19 protein-coding genes are annotated in these 21,401 nt (G+C 64.4%); 7 read left to right on the top strand and 12 right to left on the bottom strand.

Annotated features, from left to right (window positions below):
• Window positions 1-684, top strand: a 684-nt coding sequence (locus WCZ84_RS00565) for an inositol monophosphatase family protein (RefSeq protein WP_372684297.1), incomplete at its 5' end; no start/stop codon positions are given.
• Window positions 681-1,892, top strand: coding sequence for a M20 aminoacylase family protein (locus tag WCZ84_RS00560; protein ID WP_372684296.1), 1,212 nt, complete (start codon window positions 681-683; stop codon window positions 1,890-1,892). The genes WCZ84_RS00565 and WCZ84_RS00560, both read left to right, overlap by 4 nt.
• 47 nt (window positions 1,893-1,939) lie before the next feature.
• Here the strand turns inward: WCZ84_RS00560 and WCZ84_RS00555 are convergent, their stop codons facing one another.
• From WCZ84_RS00555 to WCZ84_RS00545, 3 genes are all read right to left on the bottom strand, one after another.
• Window positions 1,940-2,659, bottom strand: coding sequence for a hypothetical protein (locus WCZ84_RS00555; RefSeq protein ID WP_372684295.1), 720 nt, complete (start codon window positions 2,657-2,659; stop codon window positions 1,940-1,942).
• A gap of 136 nt (window positions 2,660-2,795) precedes the next feature.
• Window positions 2,796-3,500: an N-acetylmuramate alpha-1-phosphate uridylyltransferase MurU gene (gene murU, locus WCZ84_RS00550; RefSeq protein ID WP_372684294.1), complete on the bottom strand. Its 705-nt coding sequence runs from the start codon at window positions 3,498-3,500 to the stop codon at window positions 2,796-2,798.
• Window positions 3,500-4,549, bottom strand: coding sequence for an aminoglycoside phosphotransferase family protein (locus WCZ84_RS00545; RefSeq protein ID WP_372684293.1), 1,050 nt, complete (start codon window positions 4,547-4,549; stop codon window positions 3,500-3,502). Before WCZ84_RS00545 ends, murU begins: the two co-directional genes overlap by 1 nt.
• A gap of 136 nt (window positions 4,550-4,685) precedes the next feature.
• On the opposite strand from WCZ84_RS00545, the gene WCZ84_RS00540 reads away from it, so the two are divergent.
• The 3 genes from WCZ84_RS00540 to rsmA are packed head-to-tail and all read left to right on the top strand — an operon-like array spanning window position 4,686 to window position 9,396.
• Window positions 4,686-7,067 carry an LPS-assembly protein LptD gene (locus tag WCZ84_RS00540; RefSeq protein WP_372684292.1) on the top strand — a complete coding sequence of 794 codons (2,382 nt, stop codon included), beginning with the start codon at window positions 4,686-4,688 and terminating at the stop codon, window positions 7,065-7,067.
• Window positions 7,067-8,572: a peptidylprolyl isomerase gene (locus WCZ84_RS00535; protein WP_372684291.1), complete on the top strand. Its 1,506-nt coding sequence runs from the start codon at window positions 7,067-7,069 to the stop codon at window positions 8,570-8,572. The genes WCZ84_RS00540 and WCZ84_RS00535 overlap by 1 nt, the downstream gene beginning before the upstream one ends.
• A gap of 2 nt (window positions 8,573-8,574) precedes the next feature.
• On the top strand, window positions 8,575-9,396 hold the full coding sequence (gene rsmA / locus WCZ84_RS00530) for a 16S rRNA (adenine(1518)-N(6)/adenine(1519)-N(6))-dimethyltransferase RsmA (RefSeq protein ID WP_372684290.1): 822 nt from the start codon (window positions 8,575-8,577) through the stop codon (window positions 9,394-9,396).
• Between the two features lie 17 nt (window positions 9,397-9,413).
• Here the strand turns inward: rsmA and WCZ84_RS00525 are convergent, their stop codons facing one another.
• A complete protein-coding gene (locus WCZ84_RS00525; protein ID WP_372684289.1) occupies window positions 9,414-10,313 on the bottom strand; it encodes a MaoC/PaaZ C-terminal domain-containing protein in 900 nt (299 codons plus the stop codon).
• Window positions 10,314-10,429: 116 nt separating this feature from the next.
• Here WCZ84_RS00525 and WCZ84_RS00520 point away from each other — a divergent pair, with 116 nt between their 5' ends.
• Entirely contained in the window at window positions 10,430-11,215 is a 786-nt protein-coding gene (locus tag WCZ84_RS00520) for an enoyl-CoA hydratase (protein WP_372684288.1), read from the top strand.
• A 25-nt stretch (window positions 11,216-11,240) separates the two neighbouring features.
• On the opposite strand, the gene WCZ84_RS00515 is transcribed toward WCZ84_RS00520, so the two are convergent.
• From WCZ84_RS00515 to WCZ84_RS00485, 7 genes are all read right to left on the bottom strand, one after another.
• Window positions 11,241-12,518, bottom strand: coding sequence for a CaiB/BaiF CoA transferase family protein (locus tag WCZ84_RS00515; protein WP_372684287.1), 1,278 nt, complete (start codon window positions 12,516-12,518; stop codon window positions 11,241-11,243).
• 45 nt (window positions 12,519-12,563) lie between these two features.
• Complete coding sequence (locus WCZ84_RS00510; RefSeq protein ID WP_372684286.1) at window positions 12,564-13,364, bottom strand: enoyl-CoA hydratase/isomerase family protein; 801 nt, start codon at window positions 13,362-13,364, stop codon at window positions 12,564-12,566.
• Window positions 13,361-14,593: an ABC transporter permease gene (locus WCZ84_RS00505; RefSeq protein ID WP_372684285.1), complete on the bottom strand. Its 1,233-nt coding sequence runs from the start codon at window positions 14,591-14,593 to the stop codon at window positions 13,361-13,363. Before WCZ84_RS00505 ends, WCZ84_RS00510 begins: the two co-directional genes overlap by 4 nt.
• Window positions 14,594-14,718: 125 nt before the next feature.
• On the bottom strand, window positions 14,719-15,756 hold the full coding sequence (locus WCZ84_RS00500) for an ABC transporter substrate-binding protein (RefSeq protein WP_372684284.1): 1,038 nt from the start codon (window positions 15,754-15,756) through the stop codon (window positions 14,719-14,721).
• Window positions 15,757-15,791: 35 nt separating this feature from the next.
• A complete protein-coding gene (locus tag WCZ84_RS00495) occupies window positions 15,792-16,883 on the bottom strand; it encodes an ABC transporter ATP-binding protein (RefSeq protein WP_372684283.1) in 1,092 nt (363 codons plus the stop codon).
• A gap of 150 nt (window positions 16,884-17,033) precedes the next feature.
• Window positions 17,034-18,395 (bottom strand): aspartate aminotransferase family protein, encoded by a 1,362-nt coding sequence (locus tag WCZ84_RS00490; protein WP_372684282.1) that lies wholly within the window; start codon window positions 18,393-18,395, stop codon window positions 17,034-17,036.
• A 19-nt stretch (window positions 18,396-18,414) separates the two neighbouring features.
• A complete protein-coding gene (locus WCZ84_RS00485; protein WP_372684281.1) occupies window positions 18,415-18,609 on the bottom strand; it encodes a hypothetical protein in 195 nt (64 codons plus the stop codon).
• Window positions 18,610-18,853: 244 nt separating this feature from the next.
• Here WCZ84_RS00485 and WCZ84_RS00480 point away from each other — a divergent pair, with 244 nt between their 5' ends.
• Window positions 18,854-20,482 (top strand): class I adenylate-forming enzyme family protein, encoded by a 1,629-nt coding sequence (locus WCZ84_RS00480; RefSeq protein WP_372684280.1) that lies wholly within the window; start codon window positions 18,854-18,856, stop codon window positions 20,480-20,482.
• Window positions 20,483-20,552: 70 nt separating this feature from the next.
• Here the strand turns inward: WCZ84_RS00480 and WCZ84_RS00475 are convergent, their stop codons facing one another.
• Window positions 20,553-21,383: an ABC transporter permease gene (locus WCZ84_RS00475; protein ID WP_372684279.1), complete on the bottom strand. Its 831-nt coding sequence runs from the start codon at window positions 21,381-21,383 to the stop codon at window positions 20,553-20,555.
• Between the last annotated feature and the right edge of the window lie 18 nt (window positions 21,384-21,401).

The following is a 21,401-nucleotide window of genomic DNA, read 5'->3' as shown; positions in this document are numbered from 1 at the left end:
GAAGCCGAGCAGGCCATCGTCGAGATTCTCCATGGCCGCTATCCGGATGCCGGCATTCAGGCTGAAGAATCAGGCGGCCGCAAGGGCAACCAGGCGACCTGGTGCATCGATCCCCTCGATGGCACCATCAATTTCCTGTCGGGCATCCCGCATTATGCGGTCTCGATCGCCCTGGTCGGACACGCAGGCTGCCAACTCGACGGCGCAGACCCATTGGCCGTCGATACGCCTCTCGTGGGCGTCGTGCTGGATCCGAATCGCGAAGAACTGTTTACCGCGGTGCATGGTCTGGGGGCGTGGCTCAATGGCCGGCGCATTCAATGTTCCGACACGGCCACGCTCGAGCATGCCGTGCTGGCCACGGGCCTGCCTTTTCGAGATTTCTCCTTCGAGTCCCGGTACATGCCGATTCTCGATGCCGCCATGCATGGCACCCGCGGCGTGCGGCGCTTTGGTTCGGCCGCCCTGGATCTGGCTTGGGTGGCCTGCGGGCGGTACGATGGCTACTGGGAGATGGGTCTGGCACCCTGGGATGTCGCGGCCGGTACCGTCCTGGTACGGGCCGCAGGTGGGGTGTGCGAAGATCTCCAGCATCGGTGTCCATGGCCGGAGACCGGTTTTCTGTACGCTGCCAACCGCCGTCTGGCGGCCCCCCTTCATCTTCTGATCGAGCCGCACGCATGAGTACGCCCCTGACCGACACCCTGCAGCGCTGGCTGCCTGAGTTCACCGAAATCCGCAGAGACCTTCACGCCTATCCAGAAACAGCGTTTCAAGAGTACCGCACGGCCGACCGGGTCGCCGCCTTGCTCGAATCCTGGGGCATCCCCGTCCAACGGGGCCTGGGCGGTACGGGCATGGTCGGCACGATCGCTGGATCGGCGCCGGGGCGCACCATTGGCTTGCGGGCCGACATGGACGCCCTGCCCATGACCGAGGCCAACACGTTCGCCCATGCCAGCCGGCATCCGGGGGCCATGCACGCGTGTGGCCATGACGGGCACATGGCCATGTTGCTGGCAGCTGCGCGCCATCTCGCGGCCGAACGCGATTTCAAAGGCACGGTGTATGTCATCTTCCAGCCCGCCGAAGAAGGGGGGGGCGGAGCCAAAAAAATGATCGACGACGGCCTGTTCGATCGCTTCCCGATGGACGCCGTTTTTGGCATGCACAACTGGCCTGGCTTGCCCGTTGGCCATTTTGGTCTCACGGAAGGGGCGATCATGGCCTCCAGCAACAGCTTCGGCATCACCGTGCGCGGGCGCGGCGGGCACGGGGCCATGCCACACCTGGGCGCGGATCCGGTCGTCGCGGCCGCCCAGCTGGTGTCGGCTTTCCAGAGTATTCTCACGCGCAACCTGGATCCACTCGAGTCCGCCGTCATCAGCGTCACTCAAATTCATGCCGGATCGGCCGACAACGTGATTCCGGATACCGCTGCCATGCGCGGCACGGTGCGTACGCTGTCCATCCAGGCGCTCGACCTGATCGAGTCGCGCATGCGCGATATTGCCCTGCAGCTGCCGGTGGCGCTGGGGTGCACGGCCGATTTCGAATTTCGCCGCGAGTATCCGGTCACGCTCAATCACCGGGCCGAAACGGCGCTATGCGCCCAGGTCCTGAGCGATCTCGTGGGGGCCGATCGCCTGGACACCCAGGTTCGGCCTTCCATGGGTGCCGAAGACTTTGCCTACATGCTCCAGGAGCGCCCGGGCTGTTATGTCTGGATCGGCAACGGCGAGGGCGAGCATCGCCTGCCTGGCCATGGGGCCGGGCCCTGCACGCTGCACAACACCAGCTACGATTTCAACGATGCGCTCATTCCCCTTGGGGCTGCCTATTGGGTGAAGCTCGCGCAGCGAGCGCTGCAGCCCGGGTCCGAAGCCGCCTGACAGGCGCCAGGCGCCAGCCGCCGACGGTACGGTGGCCGGCGCTTGGGTTAGCGGGCCACGGCGACCTTCAGGGTGCGGGTCGAACTGATTTTGTCGGCGCCGTCGGGGGTGATCTGCACGGTCACCTGCCGCAGGCGGTACCCTTTGGGCAGCTCGACCGCCCCTGACAGCGTGGTGAACAAGCCCATTTCGAACGATACCGTCGCCAGGTCGACGGAACCGGCATTGCCATTGCTCCAGGTTCCAGAACCCACGAATTTGGCTTCGCCCTTGAAGGGCGGGGCCTCGGATGCCCCCTCTGGGATGTCCTGGATCAGCAGGGCCTCATAGTGCAGCTCGCTGCCGTGCAGCACCATATTCGCGCCGCGGATGCCCGGCAGGCCACCGCGTGGATCGGGAGGGATGGCTGAAATCAGGCTGGACATGCTGGCTTGCATGTCGGCCATCTGCTGGCTGAGCTGGCTGGCGCGGGCAGACTGGGCTTGCTGATCCTGGCGGGCCTGGGTGATTTCCTCGTTGATCTTCTTGGCGTCGGCGACCAGCCGCTGGTTTTCGAGGTGGGTCGTGTTCAAGTCCAGGCGCAGTTCTTCGGATTGCTCGACGGTGAGGCGCTGCGGACCATAGCTGCGCTGCAGGAACACGACGGCACCTGCCCCCAGCACGATGCCGGTAATCAGCAGCAGCAGCCAGCGCGGGATCCCGCGGCTGCGTCGGGTGTAGCCATAGGGGGTGGGCTTGAAGGTAGGGCGTTTCTGACCAAACGACATGGTTGAATTCCTGTAAATCGGTGAACCGGCTTCAGACGTGCCATACAAACCCCCTAGGATAAACGGTTTGAGTGGGTTTCTGCATCCTGTATGGGCAAGCCGCCCTTTTGTGCGGTCGTGTTTTGTTTCAATTGGCTCAGGCGCGGGCCAGCCCGCAGGCCCGCAAGTGGGCGTCCAGCCACGCCAGGCGCTGCGGGGTGCCGACATCCACCCAGAGGCCTGAATGCAGCACGCCGCGGATGCGCCCCGTCTCGATGGCCGTTCGCAGCAGGGGGGCCAGCGGGGCGGGCTGGCCCGGCGCGAGTGCCTCGAAGAGCGCTGGCCGGAATACCCCCAGGCCTGCGTAGGTCAGGGCTGGCGCCAGCGCCTGGCGCAGGTCCAGCCGGCCGTCGTCCTGCAGCACGAAGTCGCCGGCGGGATGGTGGGCCGGATTGGGGACGAGCACCAGCTGCGCCAGCGTGTCGCCGCGCATGTCCTGCGCCAGTTGCAGGGCGTGGACGGGATCCCAGTCGGTCCAGATGTCGGCGTTCACCACCAGGAACGGTTCGCCCTGGAAAAACGGCAAGGCCTGGGCGATGCCGCCCGCTGTTTCGAGCGCCACGGGTTCGGCGGAATACCGCAATTGCACGCCCAGCTTGCGGCCGTCGCCCAAGGCCGCCTCGATTTGTGCGCCCAGCCATGCATGGTTGATGAGGATGTCGGTCAGCCCGGCCTGCGCCAGGGCCCGTATGCGCCATTCGATGAGAGACCGGCCGCCCGCTTCGAGCAGGGGCTTGGGCCGCTGGTCGGTGAGCGGGCGCATGCGCTGTCCGCGCCCCGCGGCCAGGATCATGGCGCGCATCAGAATGAAAACCCGTCGGTTCGGGGCTGCTGCTCGACGTCGTCCAGCAGGCGCAACAGGGGGTGGAACGGCGGATAGCGCCCGGCGACCTGACGCACGTAACCGCGAACGCGCGGCAGGTGCGCCAAATAGCCATGTTTCTGATCCCGGTGTGAAAGGCGGGCAAAGACACCCAGGATGCGCAGGTTGCGCTGCAGGCTCATCCATTCGTACTCGATGTGGAAACGGGCGAAGTCGGGGTCGACAGGCAGCCCTGCCGCGCGGGCGTATTCCCAGTAGCGGATTGCCCAGTCGAGTTGTGCGGGTTCATCCCAGGTCCAGCGGGCATCCAGCGCGAGCGAGGCGATGTCGTAGGTGATCGGCCCGCAGAGTGCGTCCTGGAAGTCGATGATGCCCGGAGCGTCGTCGGGGGCGCCGTCAGGCGCGGGAATCAGGTTGGGAGAGTGGAAATCCCGGTGCACCAGCACCTGGGGCTGCGCCGCTGCGCGCTGCGCCAGCAAGGCGAACACCTCGCCCAGCATTGCGTGCGTGCCGGCATCGACTTGGACACCCAGATGGATTTCGAGGTACCAGTGCGTGAAGATCTGGAGTTCTTCGAGCAGGCGGGGGGCATCGAACACGGGAAGCGCGTGTGCGGGACACTGCTGGATGCGCACCAGGGCGCGCAAGGCCGCGCGATAATGCCGCTGCAGGCCGGCTGCGTCGAGGAGGCCGTCTTCCAGGCATTGCTGCATGTTGTGCGCGCCGAGATCCGTCAGCAGCAGGAACCCATGCGCGGGCGCGTGCGCCAGCACCCGGGGCACGCGCAGGCCGCCACGCGCCAGCCGCTCGGCCATGGCGATGAATGGGCCGCAGTCTTCGTGCGGTGGCGGGGCATCCATGACGATATACGTGCCAGCCTGCCCCCGGACGCGGAAATATCGCCGGAAACTCGCATCGCCCGAGACGGGCGTGAGGCTGTCCAGGGCGATGCCGTGCGTCTGCGGCAGGCGGGAAAGCCAGCGCAGGCGTGTTTCGTCGCGCGAATCGGGGGGGGCTGGGGGGGTCATGACGGGCATACAATCGAACGTGAAAACAGGAAACTGCCCGAGCCGGGCCAGGCTTCTCTATAATACTGGGTCGTTGCCTGCTATGGGTGTGCAGTCGAGCCAGGCCATTTTTTTCATTTCCCGGACCACTGTTTTGTTGCCTTCCATCGTCCGCCCTGTGTTGCTGTGCCTGTGTCTCGTGACGTCGGTCTGGGCAGCGACGCCGGGCGCGCCATCCGGTGATCTTCCCCACGATGCCGATGCGATGCGCATGGTGGGCAGCCTGCGCCTGCACGCCGTGCCCGATGATGCCTTGCCCGCCTTCCTGATCGGCGACCAGGTCACGCGCGATGCGCAAGATCACGTGATCCTGCAGGGGGATGCCCAGGTGCGCCGGCTCGATGCCGTCGTCAGGGGCGACCAGATCACGCATGACCAGGCCAGTGGGCAGGTCGACGTGCGCGGCAACGGGCTGTTGATGCGCGATGGCCATATCGTGCGCGGGCCCCACCTGCGCTACAACATCAAGACCGACCAGGGCGAGATCGAACAACCCCATTTTTGGCTGGGCGCCACCGCGGGCCGTGGCCAGGCCGAGCAGGCAGAAATCTTCAGCCGCGACCACATGCGGCTGACCGACATGCGCTACAGCAACTACGATGGGCCAGACCCCGCCTGGTGGATAGAATCCAGCAAGGTGGATCTGTACATGGAAGACAACCAGGGCGTTGCGCGCAATGGGGTGCTGTATTTCAAGGGCATGCCGCTGCTGTATTCGCCGTACCTGTCGTTCCCCCTGCGCCAAGAGCGCAAGAGCGGCTTCCTGTTGCCCTACTATGGCACGTCCAGCAACGCGGGCCTGGAGATCACCACCCCGTACTACCTGAACCTCGCGCCCAACTACGATGCCACGCTGTACCCGCGCTACATGAGCAAAAGGGGCCTGCTCATGGGGTTGGAACTGCGCCATCTGAGCCCGAGCTCCTACACCGACGCGTTCGGTACCTACATTTCCAGAGACCGCATCCTGAAAGAGCATCGCTGGATGTATTCCGTACAGCATGAACAGGGCCTGGGTGCAGGGTTCAACGCCTACTTCGACGCCCGCAAGGTGTCCGACGACGATTATTTCCGCGACTACTCCTCGTTCACGCTGTCCGACGCGGCCATCACCCACCTGCCGAGCCGGGCGCTGCTGACCTGGTCGGATGATCGGTATTTTTCGGGCTATCTCGAGTACTACGGGTACCAGACCCTGCAGGACTCGACGGGCACGTTCCTGCCGCCCCCCTACGACATTCTGCCGCGGCTGAATTTCACCGCACAGCGATACAACTGGAACGGCTTCGATGTGGTGTCCCAAAACGAGATCACCCGTTTTGTGGCACCGGTTTACCGGGGCAGCGCCTTTCCGGCCCAAAGCGGCCGGCGCATCATGCCCAACGGGACGCGCATGGTCTCGTATACGTCCGTGTCGCGCCCGTTCGTCGAACCCGGGGCGTATTTCACCCCGAAGCTCGGGCTGCATATCAGCCGATACGAGACCGACTGGTTCGAGGGCTCGCCCGACATGGCCCGGTACGCGGGTCGGCCTCAGGGCCAGACCCGCATCCTGCCGATCACCTCGGTGGATGCGGGCCTGACCTTCGAGCGCGATGCGTCCCTGTTCGGCAATCCGTCCGTCCAGACGCTCGAACCGCGCCTGTACTATCTGTACGTCCCGTACCGCAACCAGGACGACCTGCCGGTCTACGACACCAGCGTGGCCACTTTCAATTTCATGCAGGCCTTCGACGAAAACATCTACAGCGGCGGCTGGGACCGCATCAACAATGCCAATCAGCTCACCGCGGGGCTGACCACCCGCTGGATGGATGCCGACACGGGGGTCGAGCGCCTATCCCTGTCGGCGGCCCAGCGCTTTTATTTCGCAGACCAGGAAGTCGTGTTGCCCGGGCAAACCCCGCGTACGGCCGATGAGTCCGATTTCCTGGTGGGGGCGTCGGCTGCCCTGACCGACCGTTTCTCGATCAGCTTCGATGGTCAGTTCGAACAAAAGACCTTCAAGGGCAATCGGCTCAGCGCCGGCGTGCGCTGGACGCCGAAGCGCCTGGCGTCGGTCTCATTGTCATACCGCTACGAGCGCGACCCCAGCATCTACTCCGAGCCCTACAGCCTCATGCCTTCTTCAGCGGACGAACGGTCGCGCGAGCAGGTCAGCCTGACGGCACAATGGCCGTTTTCCCCTCGCTGGCACGCCGTGGGCCGGTATGATTACTCGCTGGTCGAAAAGCGCAACGTGCAGTCGATCGCAGGAATCGAATACCGGGGTGACGGCGGCTGGGCGGCTCGCGCGGTGGTGCAGCGCTACGCCGTATCGGCCGAAGACGCCAATACGTCGTTGTTCCTGCAACTCGAACTCACGGGTCTGGGGTCGTTGGGTACCGACCCCATGTCACTGCTGTCTGATCGCATTACCGGATACCAACCCACGACCCCGGTCATTCCAGAAAAATCCCTGTTCGAGAGGTACGACTGATGTCCCCACTGTATCGGATGGCTTGCATCCTGCCCCTGGCGTTTGCCCTGCTGGGCGGGTTGCCCGCGGCATCCTGGGCGGCCAATGGCAAGGCGGCCGGCAAGAAACCAGTACAGCCCGTGGCCGAGCAGTTTGTCGATGGCATCGTGGCGGTGGTCGACCGGCAGGTCATCACGCTGGCCCAGCTGGATGTCAAGGCCAGGCAGGTACAGCAGCAGATGCGGATGCAGGGCATTCCGGTGCCGCCACCCGAAGCGCTGCGCCGCCAGGTGCTGCAGCAGATGATCAATGCCGTACTGCTCGACCAGGAAGCAAAACGGGCTGGCATACGGGTGACGGAAGCCCAGGTGGATCAGGCCGTGCAGTCGGTGGCGCAGCGCAATCGCATCAACCCCGAACGTCTGCGCCAGGAAGTGCAGGCCACTGGCATGCGCTGGGATGACTACCGCGCCGAGCTGCGCAACCAGCTTCAAGACGAGATGCTGCGCCAGCGATTCGTCCAGGAGCATATTTTCATCAGTGATCGCGATGTAAATGCCTTTCTGCAGGCGCATGCCGACATGCCGCTGATCCTGCCACAGACCGAACCCGAGCCCGAACCCGAGCCCATGCCGGCACCGCCACCGCCCAAGCCCAGCGGCCCCGAACTCTTCGAGGTGGCGCAGATCCTGGTCGAAGTGCCGGATTACGCTTCCCAGGATACGGTCGACGAAAAACGTCGCCAGATCGATGCCCTGCTCAAGAAAGTCCGCAGCGGAGCCGATTTTGCCGGCGTCGCCGCAGCCTCGTCGGACGGGCCCCAGGCGCTCGAAGGCGGCAACATGGGGGTCAGGCCGCTGAAAGACTGGCCCGACCTGTTCGCCAAGACCATTGCCAATCTCCCACCGGGGGGGGTCAGTGGGGTGATCCAGAGTGGCCGCGGCTTCCACATCCTGAAGGTGCTTCAGCGGGGGTGGGCCGAGCCACCGGCACCGCCCAAACAGGTCCGCAAGGCGCCGGCCCCGAAACCCACGCCGCCCAAGACCGCCGAGCCCGGGCCCATCATGGTCACCCAGACGCACGCCCGCCATATTCTGCTCAAGACGTCGCAGGTGGTAACCGACGACATGGCGCGCCAGACACTCGAAGGCCTGCGGACCCGGATCCAGCATGGCGAATCGTTCGAAGAGCTCGCCAGGCGCTATTCCGAGGACGCTTCGGCCCCCCAGGGGGGGGATCTCGGCTGGCTCAGCCCAGGCGAAACCGCCCCGGGGTTCGAACAAGCGATGGACGCCCTGAAAGACGGCGAAGTCAGCGAGCCGGTCCGTTCACCGTTTGGCTGGCATCTGATCCAGGTGGTCGAGCGTCAAAGCAAAGACATGGAAGGCGAATACCGGCGCATGCAGGCGCGCGATGAACTGCTGCAGCGCCGCATCGGGCCCGCCTACGAAGACTGGATCGATCAGTTGCGCAGCCAGGCGTACATAGACAACCGTCTCGACAAGCCCCGCCGCGCTCAAGACTGAAGATGGCGCGACCGGCCCGCAAACGCTTTGGCCAGCATTTCCTGACAGACCTGTCGGTCGTCGACGCGCTCGTACGGGCGATCGACCCACAACCGGCCGACACGATGGTGGAAATCGGGCCCGGCAGGGCCGCCCTGACGGCGCCACTGCTCGAACGGATTGGGCGATTGACGGCCATCGAGCTCGATCGCGATCTCGCGGCCTTCCTGCGTCAGCAGTGGCCCGCATCGCGCTTGCAGATTCTGTGCGCCGATGCGCTCACGGTAGACTTCGGCCAACTGGCGGCGCAAGCGGGGGCGCCCGCCCTGCGCATCGTAGGCAATCTGCCCTACAACGTTTCTACGCCGCTGCTGTTTCATTTGCGCGCCTTCACGGGTTGCATACACGATCAGCATTTCATGCTGCAGCGTGAAGTGGTCGAGCGCATGGTCGCCCAGCCCGGCAGCAGTGCCTATGGGCGCTTGTCGATCCAGCTGCAGCGCAGCTATCGGCTGACCCGGCTGTTCGATGTGCCGCCCGCTGCGTTCGACCCGCCTCCGCGGGTGATGTCGTCGGTGGTGCGCATGCGGCCCTGGCCGCCGCTTTCACAGCGCCAGGCCCTCGATGAACCGCTCTTCGAGGCTTTGCTGGGCAGGGTGTTCGAGCAGCGCCGGAAAATGCTGCGCGGCAGCCTGGGTGCGTGGGCCCGGTCGCTCGACTGGCAGGCGGCCGGCGTGTTGCCCACGGCCCGACCACAAGAGCTGTCGATTGCGCAGTTTTTGGATCTTGCCGACGCCCTGACCGCAGCGGGGGTCGGGGGGCGGCCGCCTGCCGTGTCGCACTGATCAGGCGGCCGGGTTGCTCAGGTGGGCAGGCATTCGGCATAGCCGCGGCTCAGGACCTCGACGTCGCGTTGCGGGACGCGGGCGCTCAGGTGCAGCCGGGTGGCGTCGTGCGGATCGCGCCAGATTTCGGTGACCAGCGTCTCGCCCGGGTAGACGGGCGCCGAGAAGCGCACGTCGAAGGCACGCAGGCGTGCGGGGTCGTGATCGCAGCATTGACGCAGGATGGCATAAGCGGCCAGCGCATAAGTGGCCAGGCCGTGCAGGATGGGGCGCTCGAAGCCGGACGATCGGGCAATGGCCGGGTCCGCATGCAACGGGTTGAAATCGCCCGATAGCCTGTAGAGCAGGGCGGTGTCTGGCGGGATGTCGAAAGTATCGCTGAAGTCGGGGGCGCGATCGCTGGGGGTGGCGGGCAGCGTGGGCAGCGGCTCGTCGCTGGGCTGGCCGGCGCCTTGAGTACTGTAGCCGCCATCGCCCCGCAGGAAGGTCACCTGTTCGATGGTGGCCAGCCGGTTGCCTGCGGCGTCGTCCAGGCGGCGTTCGCTGACCATGATGGCCCCTTTGCTGGCGCCCTTGTCGATGATGCGCGTGACGCGCGTGTAGCCGACCACCTGGCCGGCAGGGGCGATGGGCTGGTGGATGCGCAGGCGCTGCTCGCCGTGCAGCAGCCGGGTCCAGTCGAGGCCGGTGTCCGGTTCGCGCGCCCAGAAGCCGGGATACCCCAGTACCACGGCTTGTGTGGGCAGGGCGCGCAAGCCGCCGGCGACGCCCTCATAGCAGAACGGCAGTGCGCGGTCATCCAGTGGATTGCTGCCGAGCCCGAGGCTCAGGGCGTACAGCATGGTGTCGCGCTCGGTGTAGTGCTGGTGCACAGGGGGAAAGTCACGGTTTTTCAGATGGTGGTAGTCGATGGCCATGGGGTGTGCTCGGGTGGGATCGCAACGAAGTCTTGGTGAGAGGCGTTGCCAGGTCCATGCCTGGCAACTGATATGATAGCCCGAGCATCGCCATCAACCCTTTCTTCCGAGGCCCCATGAGCTCGAAAAACCTGGACATCTCGCACGCCGACAATGGGGTGCTGACCCTCACGGTCGATAACGGTACTTCCCTGAATCTGCTCGATCGGGCCACCATCGCCGAACTGGCAGCCGTCCTGCGCCGGTTGGCGCAGGATGAATCCATTCGTGCGCTGGTGCTGCGTGGCGCGGGCGACAAGGCCTTCCTGGGCGGTGTCGACATCGGGGTCATGGCCGGGCTGGATCCGTCCAGCGCAGCGGCATTCATCACAGATCTGTCCAATCTCTGCGAGGCGGTGCGTGATTTCCCGGTTCCCACCATCGCCTGTATCCAGGGCTGGTGCATCGGCGGCGGGCTCGAGTTTGCCGCCGCCTGCGACCTGCGCATCGGATCCGGGGCCGCCCGGTTCTCCATGCCCGAGGTCCGGATCGGCATCCCGTCGGTCATCCATGCCAGGCTGCTCGCCCGCCTGATCGGCGAGGGCAATATGCGCTGGCTGGTCCTGACCGGGGCAACCATCGATGCCGACACGGCGCTGCGCTGGGGGCTCCTGAACCAGGTCGCGCCTGTCGGCGCGCTGGATGCCGCCGTGGCCGACGCCACCACCGAGATCCTGGCCTGTGCGCCGGGCGCCTTGCGCAGCCAGAAGGCCTTGCTGCGGTCCTGGGAAGATCCGCACATCGAACGCGGCATCAAGGACAGTGTGGCGGTTTTTGCTGGCAGCTACAGGGGCACGGAGCCGCAGCAGCTGATGCAGGCGTTCATCGACCGCAAGCAGAAAAAGGGGCAGAAAAAGGGCTAGAAGGGGCTCGGCCGCTCGGCCGGGGCTAGATCACGCCCCTGGCCCGCAGTGCCTGCAGATCGGCAGGCGCCAGGCCGAGGCGTTCGCACAGGACCTCGTCCGTGTGCTGGCCCAGCGCCGGCGGGGCATGCCGCAGCCGGGCCGGGGCATCGGATAGCCGCAACGGGCTGGCGACGCCCACGACGTCATTGATGATCTCGCCGGCGGGTACCGCGCCGTCCGGATAGCGCTTCTGGTGGATGCGCAGGCCACGCGCCTGCACTTGCGGGTTCTCGAAGGCGGCTCCGATATCGTTGATGGGGCCGCAGGGCACCGCCTTGTCCTGGAACAGCTCGACCCATTCCATGGTCGTGCGCGTGCGCAGGAGTTCGCTCATCAGCCCGACGAGGATGGGCCGGTTCTCTACGCGGACTGCGTTGGTACGGAAGCGTTCATCATTCATCCAGTCGACCCCCACCGCCTTGCAGAACCGGGTGAACTGGCCGTCGTTGGCGATCCCCATCAGGACACGGCCGTCGGCCGTGGGAAAGTCCTGGTAAGGCGACAGGCTCATGTGCACGTTGCCCAGGCGCGGAGGTACGTCGCCCGTGTTCAGGAAGCCCGACGCCTGGTTCGCCAACATGGCCATGCCGACGTCCAGTAGCGACGTATCGATGTATTGGCCGTGCCCGGTGCGTTGGCGCATCTCCAGGGCGGCCAGAATCGCGATGGTCGCGTACATGCCCGACATCAGGTCGGTAATCGCCACGCCGACACGCACCGGCCCGCCCCCGGGTTCGTCATCGCCCCGGCCCGTAATGCTCATCATGCCGCTCATGGCCTGGATCAGGAGATCGTAGCCGGCCCGGTGGGCAAACGGGCCTGTCTGGCCAAAACCCGTGATCGAACAATAAATGAGGCGGGGATTCAAACCGGCCAGGCTGGCGTAGTCCAGACCATAGCGGGCCAGGTTGCCCACTTTGAAATTTTCCACGAGGATGTCCGATTGCCGGGCCAGATCGCGGATGATGCGCTGGCCGTCCTCGCTTGCGATGTTGACGGTGACCGAACGCTTGTTGCGGTTGCAAGAGGCAAAATAACAGCCCTGATCCGTCGGCTGGCCGTCGGCATCCGGAAAATAAGGGGGCCCCCAGTGCCGGGTGTCATCGCCCTCGCCCGGCTTTTCGATCTTGATCACGTCGGCCCCGAGGTCGGCCAGGTTCTGCGTACACCAGGGCCCCGCCAGTACGCGTGACAGGTCCAGCACGCGGAGGCCGGCCAGCGCATCCGTGGCCGGTGTGGATTGTGAATCAGTGGAGGTCATGTTGAATTCCGCAAAAAATACCGGGCAGGCTGTGGAACAGCGCTTTCAATCCCATGACAGGCGCAGTGTCTGTTTGTCGCGAAGGCGTTGCAGGGCGTCGAGGTGGTAATCGGTGTCGTGGCACACGGCCTGCGCGTAGGCCTCGAGGTCCGCCATGGCCCCGGCATCCAGTTCGAAAGACTGGTTCATGATGTTCTTGGTCACCCCGAACGCCACGGGCGACGTTGCGCACAGGCGCAGCGCCAGGTCTCGGGCGGCCTGGTCCAGGGCGTTGCCGTCTTCGAGCACCTGGAACGCCAGGCCGAGTTCGCGGGCTTCGGTGGCGTGGATGACCCGCGTGGTAAAGACGATCTCTTTGGCGCGCTGGCGCCCTACGATGCGCGGCAGCAGATACATGGTGCCCAGATCGGGCGCCAGCCCGACACGGCCGAATACGGCACAGAACCGTGCGCGCCGCGTGGCCAGTATGAAGTCGGCAGCCAGCGCCAGCCCGAAACCCGCCCCATAGGCTGGGCCGTCGACGGCGGCAATGACCGGCTTTTCCAGTTCGATCAGCATATCCAGCCATTCGCGCTGCTTGCGGATGCGGCTGCGCCAGCCGGGCCCGTTCAGCGCACCATCCAGCATTGCATCGACGTCGCCCCCGGAACAGAAGGCACCGCCCGCGCCGCGTAGCACCACGACCCGGATGTTTGCATCATCGCGCGCCTGTTGCACGAGCTCGGTCAGGCGCAGGCGGATTTCCGTCGTCAGGGCGTTGCGTTTGCCTGGCTGGTTGAGGGTCAGTGTGCAAATGCCCTCATCGAGTGTCGACAAGACGGCGGGCGCGGGGGCATCGGTCGTCACAGGGCGTCTTCCTCGGAAAAATACCGGTAACAGGTATAGATGATGAAGGTGCTGGCCAGCAGCAGCAGGCCCAGGGCGCTTGCCATGCCCCAGTTGATCGTGGTGTCGGTGAAGTAGGCCACGTAGTAGCTGATGAACTGGTCGCTTGCGCCGCCCACCAGCGCCGGGGTGATGTAGTAGCCGACGGCGATGATGAAGACCAGCAGCGAACCGGATGCGATGCCGCGGTAGGTCTGCGGCAGGTAGATGCGGATGAAGGCCTGCAGCGGATGGCTGCCGAGCGACACGGCGGCGCGCTCCAGGTTGGGCGAAACGGATTTCATGACGCTGTAGATCGGCAAGATCATGTAGGGCAGCAGGACCTGGATCATGGCGATGTAGACGCCCGTGCGGTTGAACAGCAACGGAATGGGTTCGTCGGTCAGGGACAGCTTCATCAGCAGGGTGTTGATCAGGCCCTGCCGCTGCAGGATCACGATCCAGGCCGATATGCGCACGAGCACCGACGTCCAGAACGGGATCAGGATGATGACGAACACCACGTTTGCCATGTTGTCGGGCATGCGCACCATCCAGTAGGCCAGTGCGTAGCCCAGCACCAGGCAAATGAGCGTGGTGATCAGGCTGATCTCGAACGTGCGCGCGAAGATGCTGACGAATGCCGACTGGTCCGGCGGCACGCGGGCGATCTTTCCGTCGTCATTGACGTGCAGGTCCAGGGACGTCAGCAGGTAATAGGGCGTCCATGCAGAGCTGTTGCGTGCGATGGCGTGCCAGTATTTCAGGTCGGCCCAGCGTTTGTCGATCTTGAGGATATCGCTCGAACCAAACTGCTGGCTCTCGGACATCTCCTTGGGCAACCGGTTGATGGTTTTGAAGATCAGAGAGCGATAGCCGGGAATTTCGTAGTTCAGCCGGCGCGACAGATCGCCGGCCTTGCGGTCGCCACGGATCGCAGCCAGGTCGTGGGCCAGCGCGTTGAAGCCGGCTTCCGGCACCGGTGACTGGCGATCCCACTGAGCCAGCGCCCTGACGGTCTGGGGCAGGCCCGCCACGACCTCGGGGTTGGCCATTGCGCGCACCAGGAGCGTACCGATGGGCACAATGAACAGAATCAGCAGAAACAGCATCAGGGGCGCAATCAGAAAAATTGCGCGCCGGCGCACACGACGCTTTTCACGCAGTGTGCTTGCCAGCAGTGCTGCACTGTCAGGCGCAGTCAGTTCCATCCTTGGTTACCTCTGTTCCGACGGTCAGCGTATCGCCGCCCAGGCGACCGGCGGCAGAACGCCGCCGGCCCCCCAGCCTGCTGGATTCGGTCTCCAGCTGGCCGGGGGTCATGGTGCGTGCGAATTTACTGCGCAGCCCATGCGGCAAAACGCTGCTCGAGCTCTTCGCCATGATCCGCCCAGAACTCGATGTTGTTGCGAATCGCATTCTTGGCGTTTTCAGGCGCATTGGGCAGCTGGGCCAGGACCTCGGGGCTGACCTTGGCCAGACCCGATTTGGTTACCGGACCATACGGGATGGCAGCTGCCGCCCGTGCCTGCTGATCGGGCGCCGTGATGTACTTGATGAACTCGATCGCCTGTTCCTTGTTGGGCGAGCCGGTGGGGACGACCCAGTAGTCGTAGTCATACAGGCTGGCATTCCAGACGGCCTTCAGCGGGTAGCCTTCCTTTTGGGCATCGAAGACGCGGCCGTTGTAGACCGGGGACATGACGACGTCGCCCGCGGCGAGCAGCTGGACGGGTTGCGACCCGGCTTCCCACCACTGGATGTGCGGCTTGAGTTCGTCGAGCTTCTTGAAGGCGCGATCGATGCCTTCTGGGGTGGACAGCACCTTGTAGACGTCTTCGACCGGCACACCATCGGCGACCAGCGCGGGTTCGATGTTGTAGAGCGCGGTCTTGCGCATGCCGCGCTTGCCGGGGAATTTCTCGACGTTCCAGAAATCGGCCCAGCTGGTGGGGGCTTCCTTGGTGAGTTCGGTGTTGTAGGTCATGACGTAGCCCCACACCCAGGTGCCCACGCCGCAATACTCGAGCGCGCCCGGCAGGAAGTCGTCGGCATCGAGTATGCTGGCCCAGTCGATGTCTTCGTAGACGCCGGATTCGCAGCCTTGTGGCATGGAACCGGTTTCACCCTCGATGACGTCCCAGACGACGTTGTTGGCATCCACCATGGCCTTGATTTTGGCTTGCTCGCCATTGTAGGCGACTTCGATGATGGGTTTGCCGGTGTCCTTGGTGTAGTGGTCGAACCACGCCGATTTCTGGGCAGCGCCCCCCGCGCCGCCAAAGTTTACGACCGTGAGGTCTCGGGCGTGGGCCGCGCCGCCCCATGCCAGTGCGGCGCCTAAAAGCAGTGTGCTGGTGAGTTTCAAATGCATCGGGTATCTCCTGTGTGTTTTATGGCTCATTGGTGTCATGGCTCAAGGACTCGTACGAAGCAAGGTTCCACATAGAGCCTGTGTGGTGCTTTTTCGGTTCGAGGACGAGTCGATTCCTGCAACGGAATTTTTACAAAAATCTTGTCGCCGCCTTGCGACAGGCGGAATTGTGCCCGGATGTGGTCGCCCTGGTAGACGTCTTCCTCGAAGTTGGCGATGAAGTGGTTGTTGTCGGCGTTGGGCGTCAGGGTCACCCGCTCCGGGCGGATCGCGATCACGCAGGACGTGCCGCTGGCCAGCGAGTGCACGTTCAAGCCGCGCAACACCTGGTCCTCGGACAGGCGCACCGTACAGTAATCGCCGTCGATGGCCGTCAGCACGCCTTCGATCTGGATGCTGTCGCCCATGAAGCCGGCCACGAAGCGGTTGCGCGGCTCTTCGTACAGGACTTCGGGGACGTCGACCTGCTGGATCACGCCATGGTTGAATATCGCGATGCGGTCGCTCATGGTGAGCGCTTCGCTTTGGTCGTGCGTGACATACAAGAACGTGATGCCCAGCATCTTGTGCAGGTCTTTGAGCTCGAGCTGCATGCGTTCGCGCAGTTTTTTGTCGAGCGCCCCGAGGGGCTCGTCCATCAGCACCACAGAGGGTTCGAACACCAGCGCGCGCGCCAGGGCGATCCGCTGCTTCTGGCCCCCCGAGATCTGGCCGGGATACCGGTTGGCGTATTCGCCCATCTCGACCATGTCGAGCGCCTTCTGTACCCGGGCGCGCCGCTCGTCGGTCGGCATTTTGCGAACCTTCAGCGGGTATTCGATGTTCTTGTACAGCGTCATGTGCGGGAACAGGGCGTAGTTCTGGAACACCATGCCCAGGTTGCGGCTGTGCGGAGGCACATCGTGCAAGTCACGGCCCTGCAGGGTGATGGTGCCGCCGCTGGGCTCTTCGAACCCCGCCAGCATCATCAGCGAGGTCGTCTTGCCGGAACCGGACGGGCCCAGCAGGGACAGGAATTCACCCTTGTAGATGTCGAGATTCAGATCGACCACGACCAGGCTGGTGCCATCGTATGACTTCTGTACCTGGCGAAAACTGACGAGTACCTCGTTACTGCTGTTCGGCATGTCGAATGGTTCCCGTTTGCATGAGAATTGCGCGCAAAACGCCGCCAAAGTCTCGAACTATACCACCGCCAAGCGCTGGATCGGGTTCGAGACTTGGACCAGGCGCCGCCGGCATCGGCTGCGCCAGGCCTGGTGGGCGCCGGACACGGATCAGAGTTCCTCTTGGAGCTCGTTGATGGACTGCTTGAAAATGGCGACGATGTCTTCGGCCTGCTGCGCCGTGGTGATGAGCGGCGGGCAGAAGGCAATGCTTTCGCCGATGCCGCGCAGAATCAAGCCGTTGTCCTGGCAGCGCTGCTGAAGGCGCGGCCCCACCTTGAGCGCCGGGTCGAAGGGCGCACGGGTTTTTTTGTCGGCCACCAGTTCGACCGCGGCGATCAGCCCTTCGCCGCGCACTTCGCCCACCAGGGGGTGGTCGGCCAGTGTGCGCAGGCCGTCCTGCAGCACCTTGCCCGTGGTGCGGGCGTTCTCGACCAGGTTGCGTTCTTCGATGATGTGGATGTTTTCCAGGCCGACGGCCGTGCACACCGGGTGGCCGCTGGCGGTATAGCCGTGCCCGAAGACACCCACGGTGCCCGAATGGTTGCTGATGACGTCAGCCACCTTCTGGTTCATCAGCACGGCGGAAAGAGGCAGGTAGGACGACGTGATCTGTTTGGACAGCGTCATGAAATCGGGCTTGATGTCGTAGAGGTCGGAGGCGAACATGTGACCCGTGCGCCCGAAGGCGGTGATGACCTCGTCGGCGATGACCAGCACGTCGTATTTGCGGCAGACTTCCTGGACTTTCTGCCAGTAGGTGTCGGGCGGAACGATCACGCCCCCGGCGCCGATGATGGGCTCGCCGATGAACGCCGCGACGGTATCCGGGCCTTCGCGCAGGATCATGTCTTCGAGTTCCTGGGCGCAGCGCGTGGCGTAGTCGGCCTCGGATTCGCCCGGCTGGGCATTGCGATACCAATAGGGGGTGCTGGTGTGCAGGATCCGGGGCAGCGGCAGGTCGAAGTCTTTGTGGTTGCGTTCCATGCCGGTGAGGCTGCCCGCCGCGATCGTGACGCCATGGTAGCCCAGCTTGCGTGCGATGATTTTCTTTTTGTCTTTGCGCCCCAGGGCATTGTTGTAATACCACACGAGCTTGACGATGGTGTCATTGGCTTCGGATCCCGAGTTGGTGAAGAAAGCCTGCGCCATCTTGCCCCGCGTGAGCTGCACCAGCTTGTTGGCCAGTTCGATCGACGGAATGTTGGTCTTGTGTGAGAACGTGTGATAGAAGGGCAGTTCCTTCATCTGCTTGTATGCGACTTCGGCAAGGCGCGGTTCGCTGAAGCCCAGCGCCACGCTCCAGAGGCCGGACAGGCCTTCGATGTAGCGTTTGCCGGCCTGGTCGAACACGTAGATGCCGTCGCCGCGCTCGATGATCATCGAGCCTTCTTTGCGAAGCTGCACCATGTTGGTATAGGAGTGCAGTTGATGCTGGGCATCCGAACTGGCCAGTGGTGACAATGTTGACATATGACTTTCCTGTGAGGGTTCAATCTTGGGGTTGCAGCCGGCCGCCATGGAGCGTGCGGCCGCCCGCTTCGGGCCTGTAGGGCGCCCGGCGCCGGCGACGGCTGGCAAGGATCTGGGGGGTTTCGGCCATGGCGACCATGGTGTGGGCGTTTTCGTACCGCTGGCCTGAAAGAAACCTGGTGTCTGGAATGAGGATGTGTTCTGCGTACAACATGAAGGACTGCTGGAAAAATTGCATCCTGGACCTGAACCTACGTGGCCGCCCGACAACGGGCGGCATGCCATCAGGACCCAGAAACCACGGCTCCGACCCTAACATCATCACTCAGGCCGCAGGCAGTGTCAAGGCACGCACCCGACACGCACCCGGCGCGTGCCGGCCGTCGGGCGCGGGGTGTGTAGCGCAGGGCGTGTATCATGTTCGACCTATCTTGTCCGTCCTTGTCGCTGAATGCAAAATGGCTGAGTCTGTCGTGTCGAACCGGTCCGGGAATCCTGCCCATGATCTCGCGCAGGCCGAAGCGCGGGCCGAAAAGAAACGGCTGCAGGCGCTCGGCTTCGCGGCGATCACCGATCTGGTCGGGCGCCATGCGCAGGTGCGTCCCGACCACCCGGCATTGATACTCGAGGACCGTCGGGTCTGTTATGGCGAGCTGTATGCAACCATGCAGCGCGTGGCGTGCCGCCTGCAAGACGATGGCCTGCAGCCGGGCGACGGCGTGGCCATCTGCGCAGGTACGTCGATCGAATACCTGCAGGGGTTTGCCGGGGCGCTGCTGGCGGGGATGGTGGTCGCGCCATTGGCGCCGTCGGCCAGCGCGGCGCAACTGGACGGCATGCTCGAAAACGCGGGTGCCAAGCTCCTGCTGCGCGATACATCCGTGGCAGCGGCCTGGCAGCCCCGTGTGGGCACGCCATGCGTGGCGCTGGATGATGCCCCGGTGGCGGGCGTGCCGTGGTCCCGCTGGCTGGCTGCGCCCGGCGCACTGCCAACCCCGTTCGAGCCAGGGCCGCAGTCGCCCTTCAACCTGATCTATTCCTCGGGCACCACGGGGCTGCCCAAGGGCATCGTGCAGTCGTGGCTGATGCGCTGGATGCAGGTGCGCCGGGCCATCCGCAATGGGTATGACCAGCAGGCCGTGTCGCTGTGCGCCACGCCGCTGTATTCCAACACGACGCTGATTGCCGTCATGCCCACGCTGGCCCTGGGCGGCACCGTGGTGTTGATGCGCAAATTCGACGCCGGCCACTACCTGCAACTGGCCGAGCAGCACCGGGCCACGCATGCGATGCTGGTGCCGGTGCAATATCGGCGCCTGCTCGATCATGCGGCATTCGATCGAGCCGACCTGCGCAGCCTGCGATACAAATTCTGTACCAGCGCGCCGTTCTCGGCCGCGCTCAAGGCCGAGATCCTGCGGCGCTGGCCGGGCCCCCTGGTCGAATACTACGGCCTGACCGAAGGGGGGGTGAGCAGCGAATTGCGCTGTCACGAGCACCCCGACAAGTTGCACACGGTCGGGCGGCCCGCCCAGGGGGCCGATATCCGTTTCATCGATGGCCAGGGGCGGGAACTGCCGCCCGGCGCCCAGGGCGAGATGGTCGGGCGTTCGAATCTGATGATGAACGAATACCACCACATGCCCGACCAGACCCGCGCGATCGAATGGTTCGATGAAGCCGGGCAGCGTTACTTGCGCAGTGGCGACGTGGGCCGGCTGGATGATGACGGCTTCATCATCCTGGGCGACCGGCTCAAGGACATGATCATCAGCGGCGGCTTCAATGTCTATCCGGTTGACATCGAGACGGTGCTGCGGCAGCACCCGCTTGTGGCGGACTGTGCCGTGGTGGGCGTGCCGTCCGAGCGCTGGGGCGAGACGCCCGTGGCTTTCGTGGTGGCCCGCGCGGGTACGGCGCCAGACGCCGGGCAGCTCAAGACGTGGCTGAACGCGCGGGTGGGCAAGGTGCAGCGCGTGGCCGACGTATGCCTGGCCGGCCTCTTGCCGCGCAGCGAGATTGGCAAGGTGCTGAAGCGCGAGCTGCGCGCGGCCTATGAGGCCATACAGGCGGGCGCATCCAGCTGAATGCTGGCGCCGGCCCCGTTGGGGTGCGGGCGCAGGCACGGTAGCGGCCCAACGCCGCGACCCAGCCCGTTCAGGTACCGGTGCGCCGTTTGGCCCGGGCCCGCAGCCACAGCAGGGTGAGCAGCAACGTGGTGGAAAACACCATCAGGATGGTGGCCACCACGGCGATGGTCGGGTTGATGTTTTCGCGTACGCCATTGAACATCTGGCGCGGCAGCGTGACCTGCTCGGGGCCCGCCAGGAACAATACGACCACGATTTCGTCGAATGACGTGGCAAAGGCAAACACCGCCCCGGATATGACGCCCGGCGCGATGATGGGCAGCGTGATGTCGAAGAACGTGCGCAGCCGGCCCGCCCCCAGGCTGTAGCCGGCTTTGGTGAGGTTTTTGTCGAACCCCTGCATGGTGGCCAGAACGGTAATGAACACGAATGGCGTGCCCAACGCCGCGTGGGCGATGATGATGCTGACGTAGCTGTTGACCAGGCCGTACGGGGCGAAGAACAGGTAGATGCCAAGGCCGGTGACCACCAGCGGCACGATCATGGGCGAGATCAGGATCGCCGTGATGATGCCCTTGCCCTTGAATTCGTAGAGCGTCATGCCGGCGGCGGCCAGCGTGCCCAGCACGGTGGCGATGAGGGTAGCGGCCGGCGCAATGATGAAGGTGTTTTTGGTGGCGCGCATCCAGACGTCGGACTGGAAGAACTCGGCGTACCAGCGCAGCGAGAACTCTTTGATCGGGTAGATCAGGAAGGTGTCCTGGTTGAACGACAGCGGAATGATGGTGAGTTCGGGCAGCAGCAGGAACAACAGGACCAGCACGCACAGGGTGGTGTAGGCATAGAACCACGTGCGATCCAGCCAGGTGGCATAGCTGGGAAAGGTTTTTCTTAGCATGTCTCGTGGGAAGCGGTT

Source organism: Castellaniella sp. (assembly GCF_041675725.1).
Lineage (GTDB): Bacteria > Pseudomonadota > Gammaproteobacteria > Burkholderiales > Burkholderiaceae_B > Castellaniella.
Note: the sequence above shows the minus strand (reverse complement) of the source record. Positions and strands in the feature narration are given on the sequence as shown.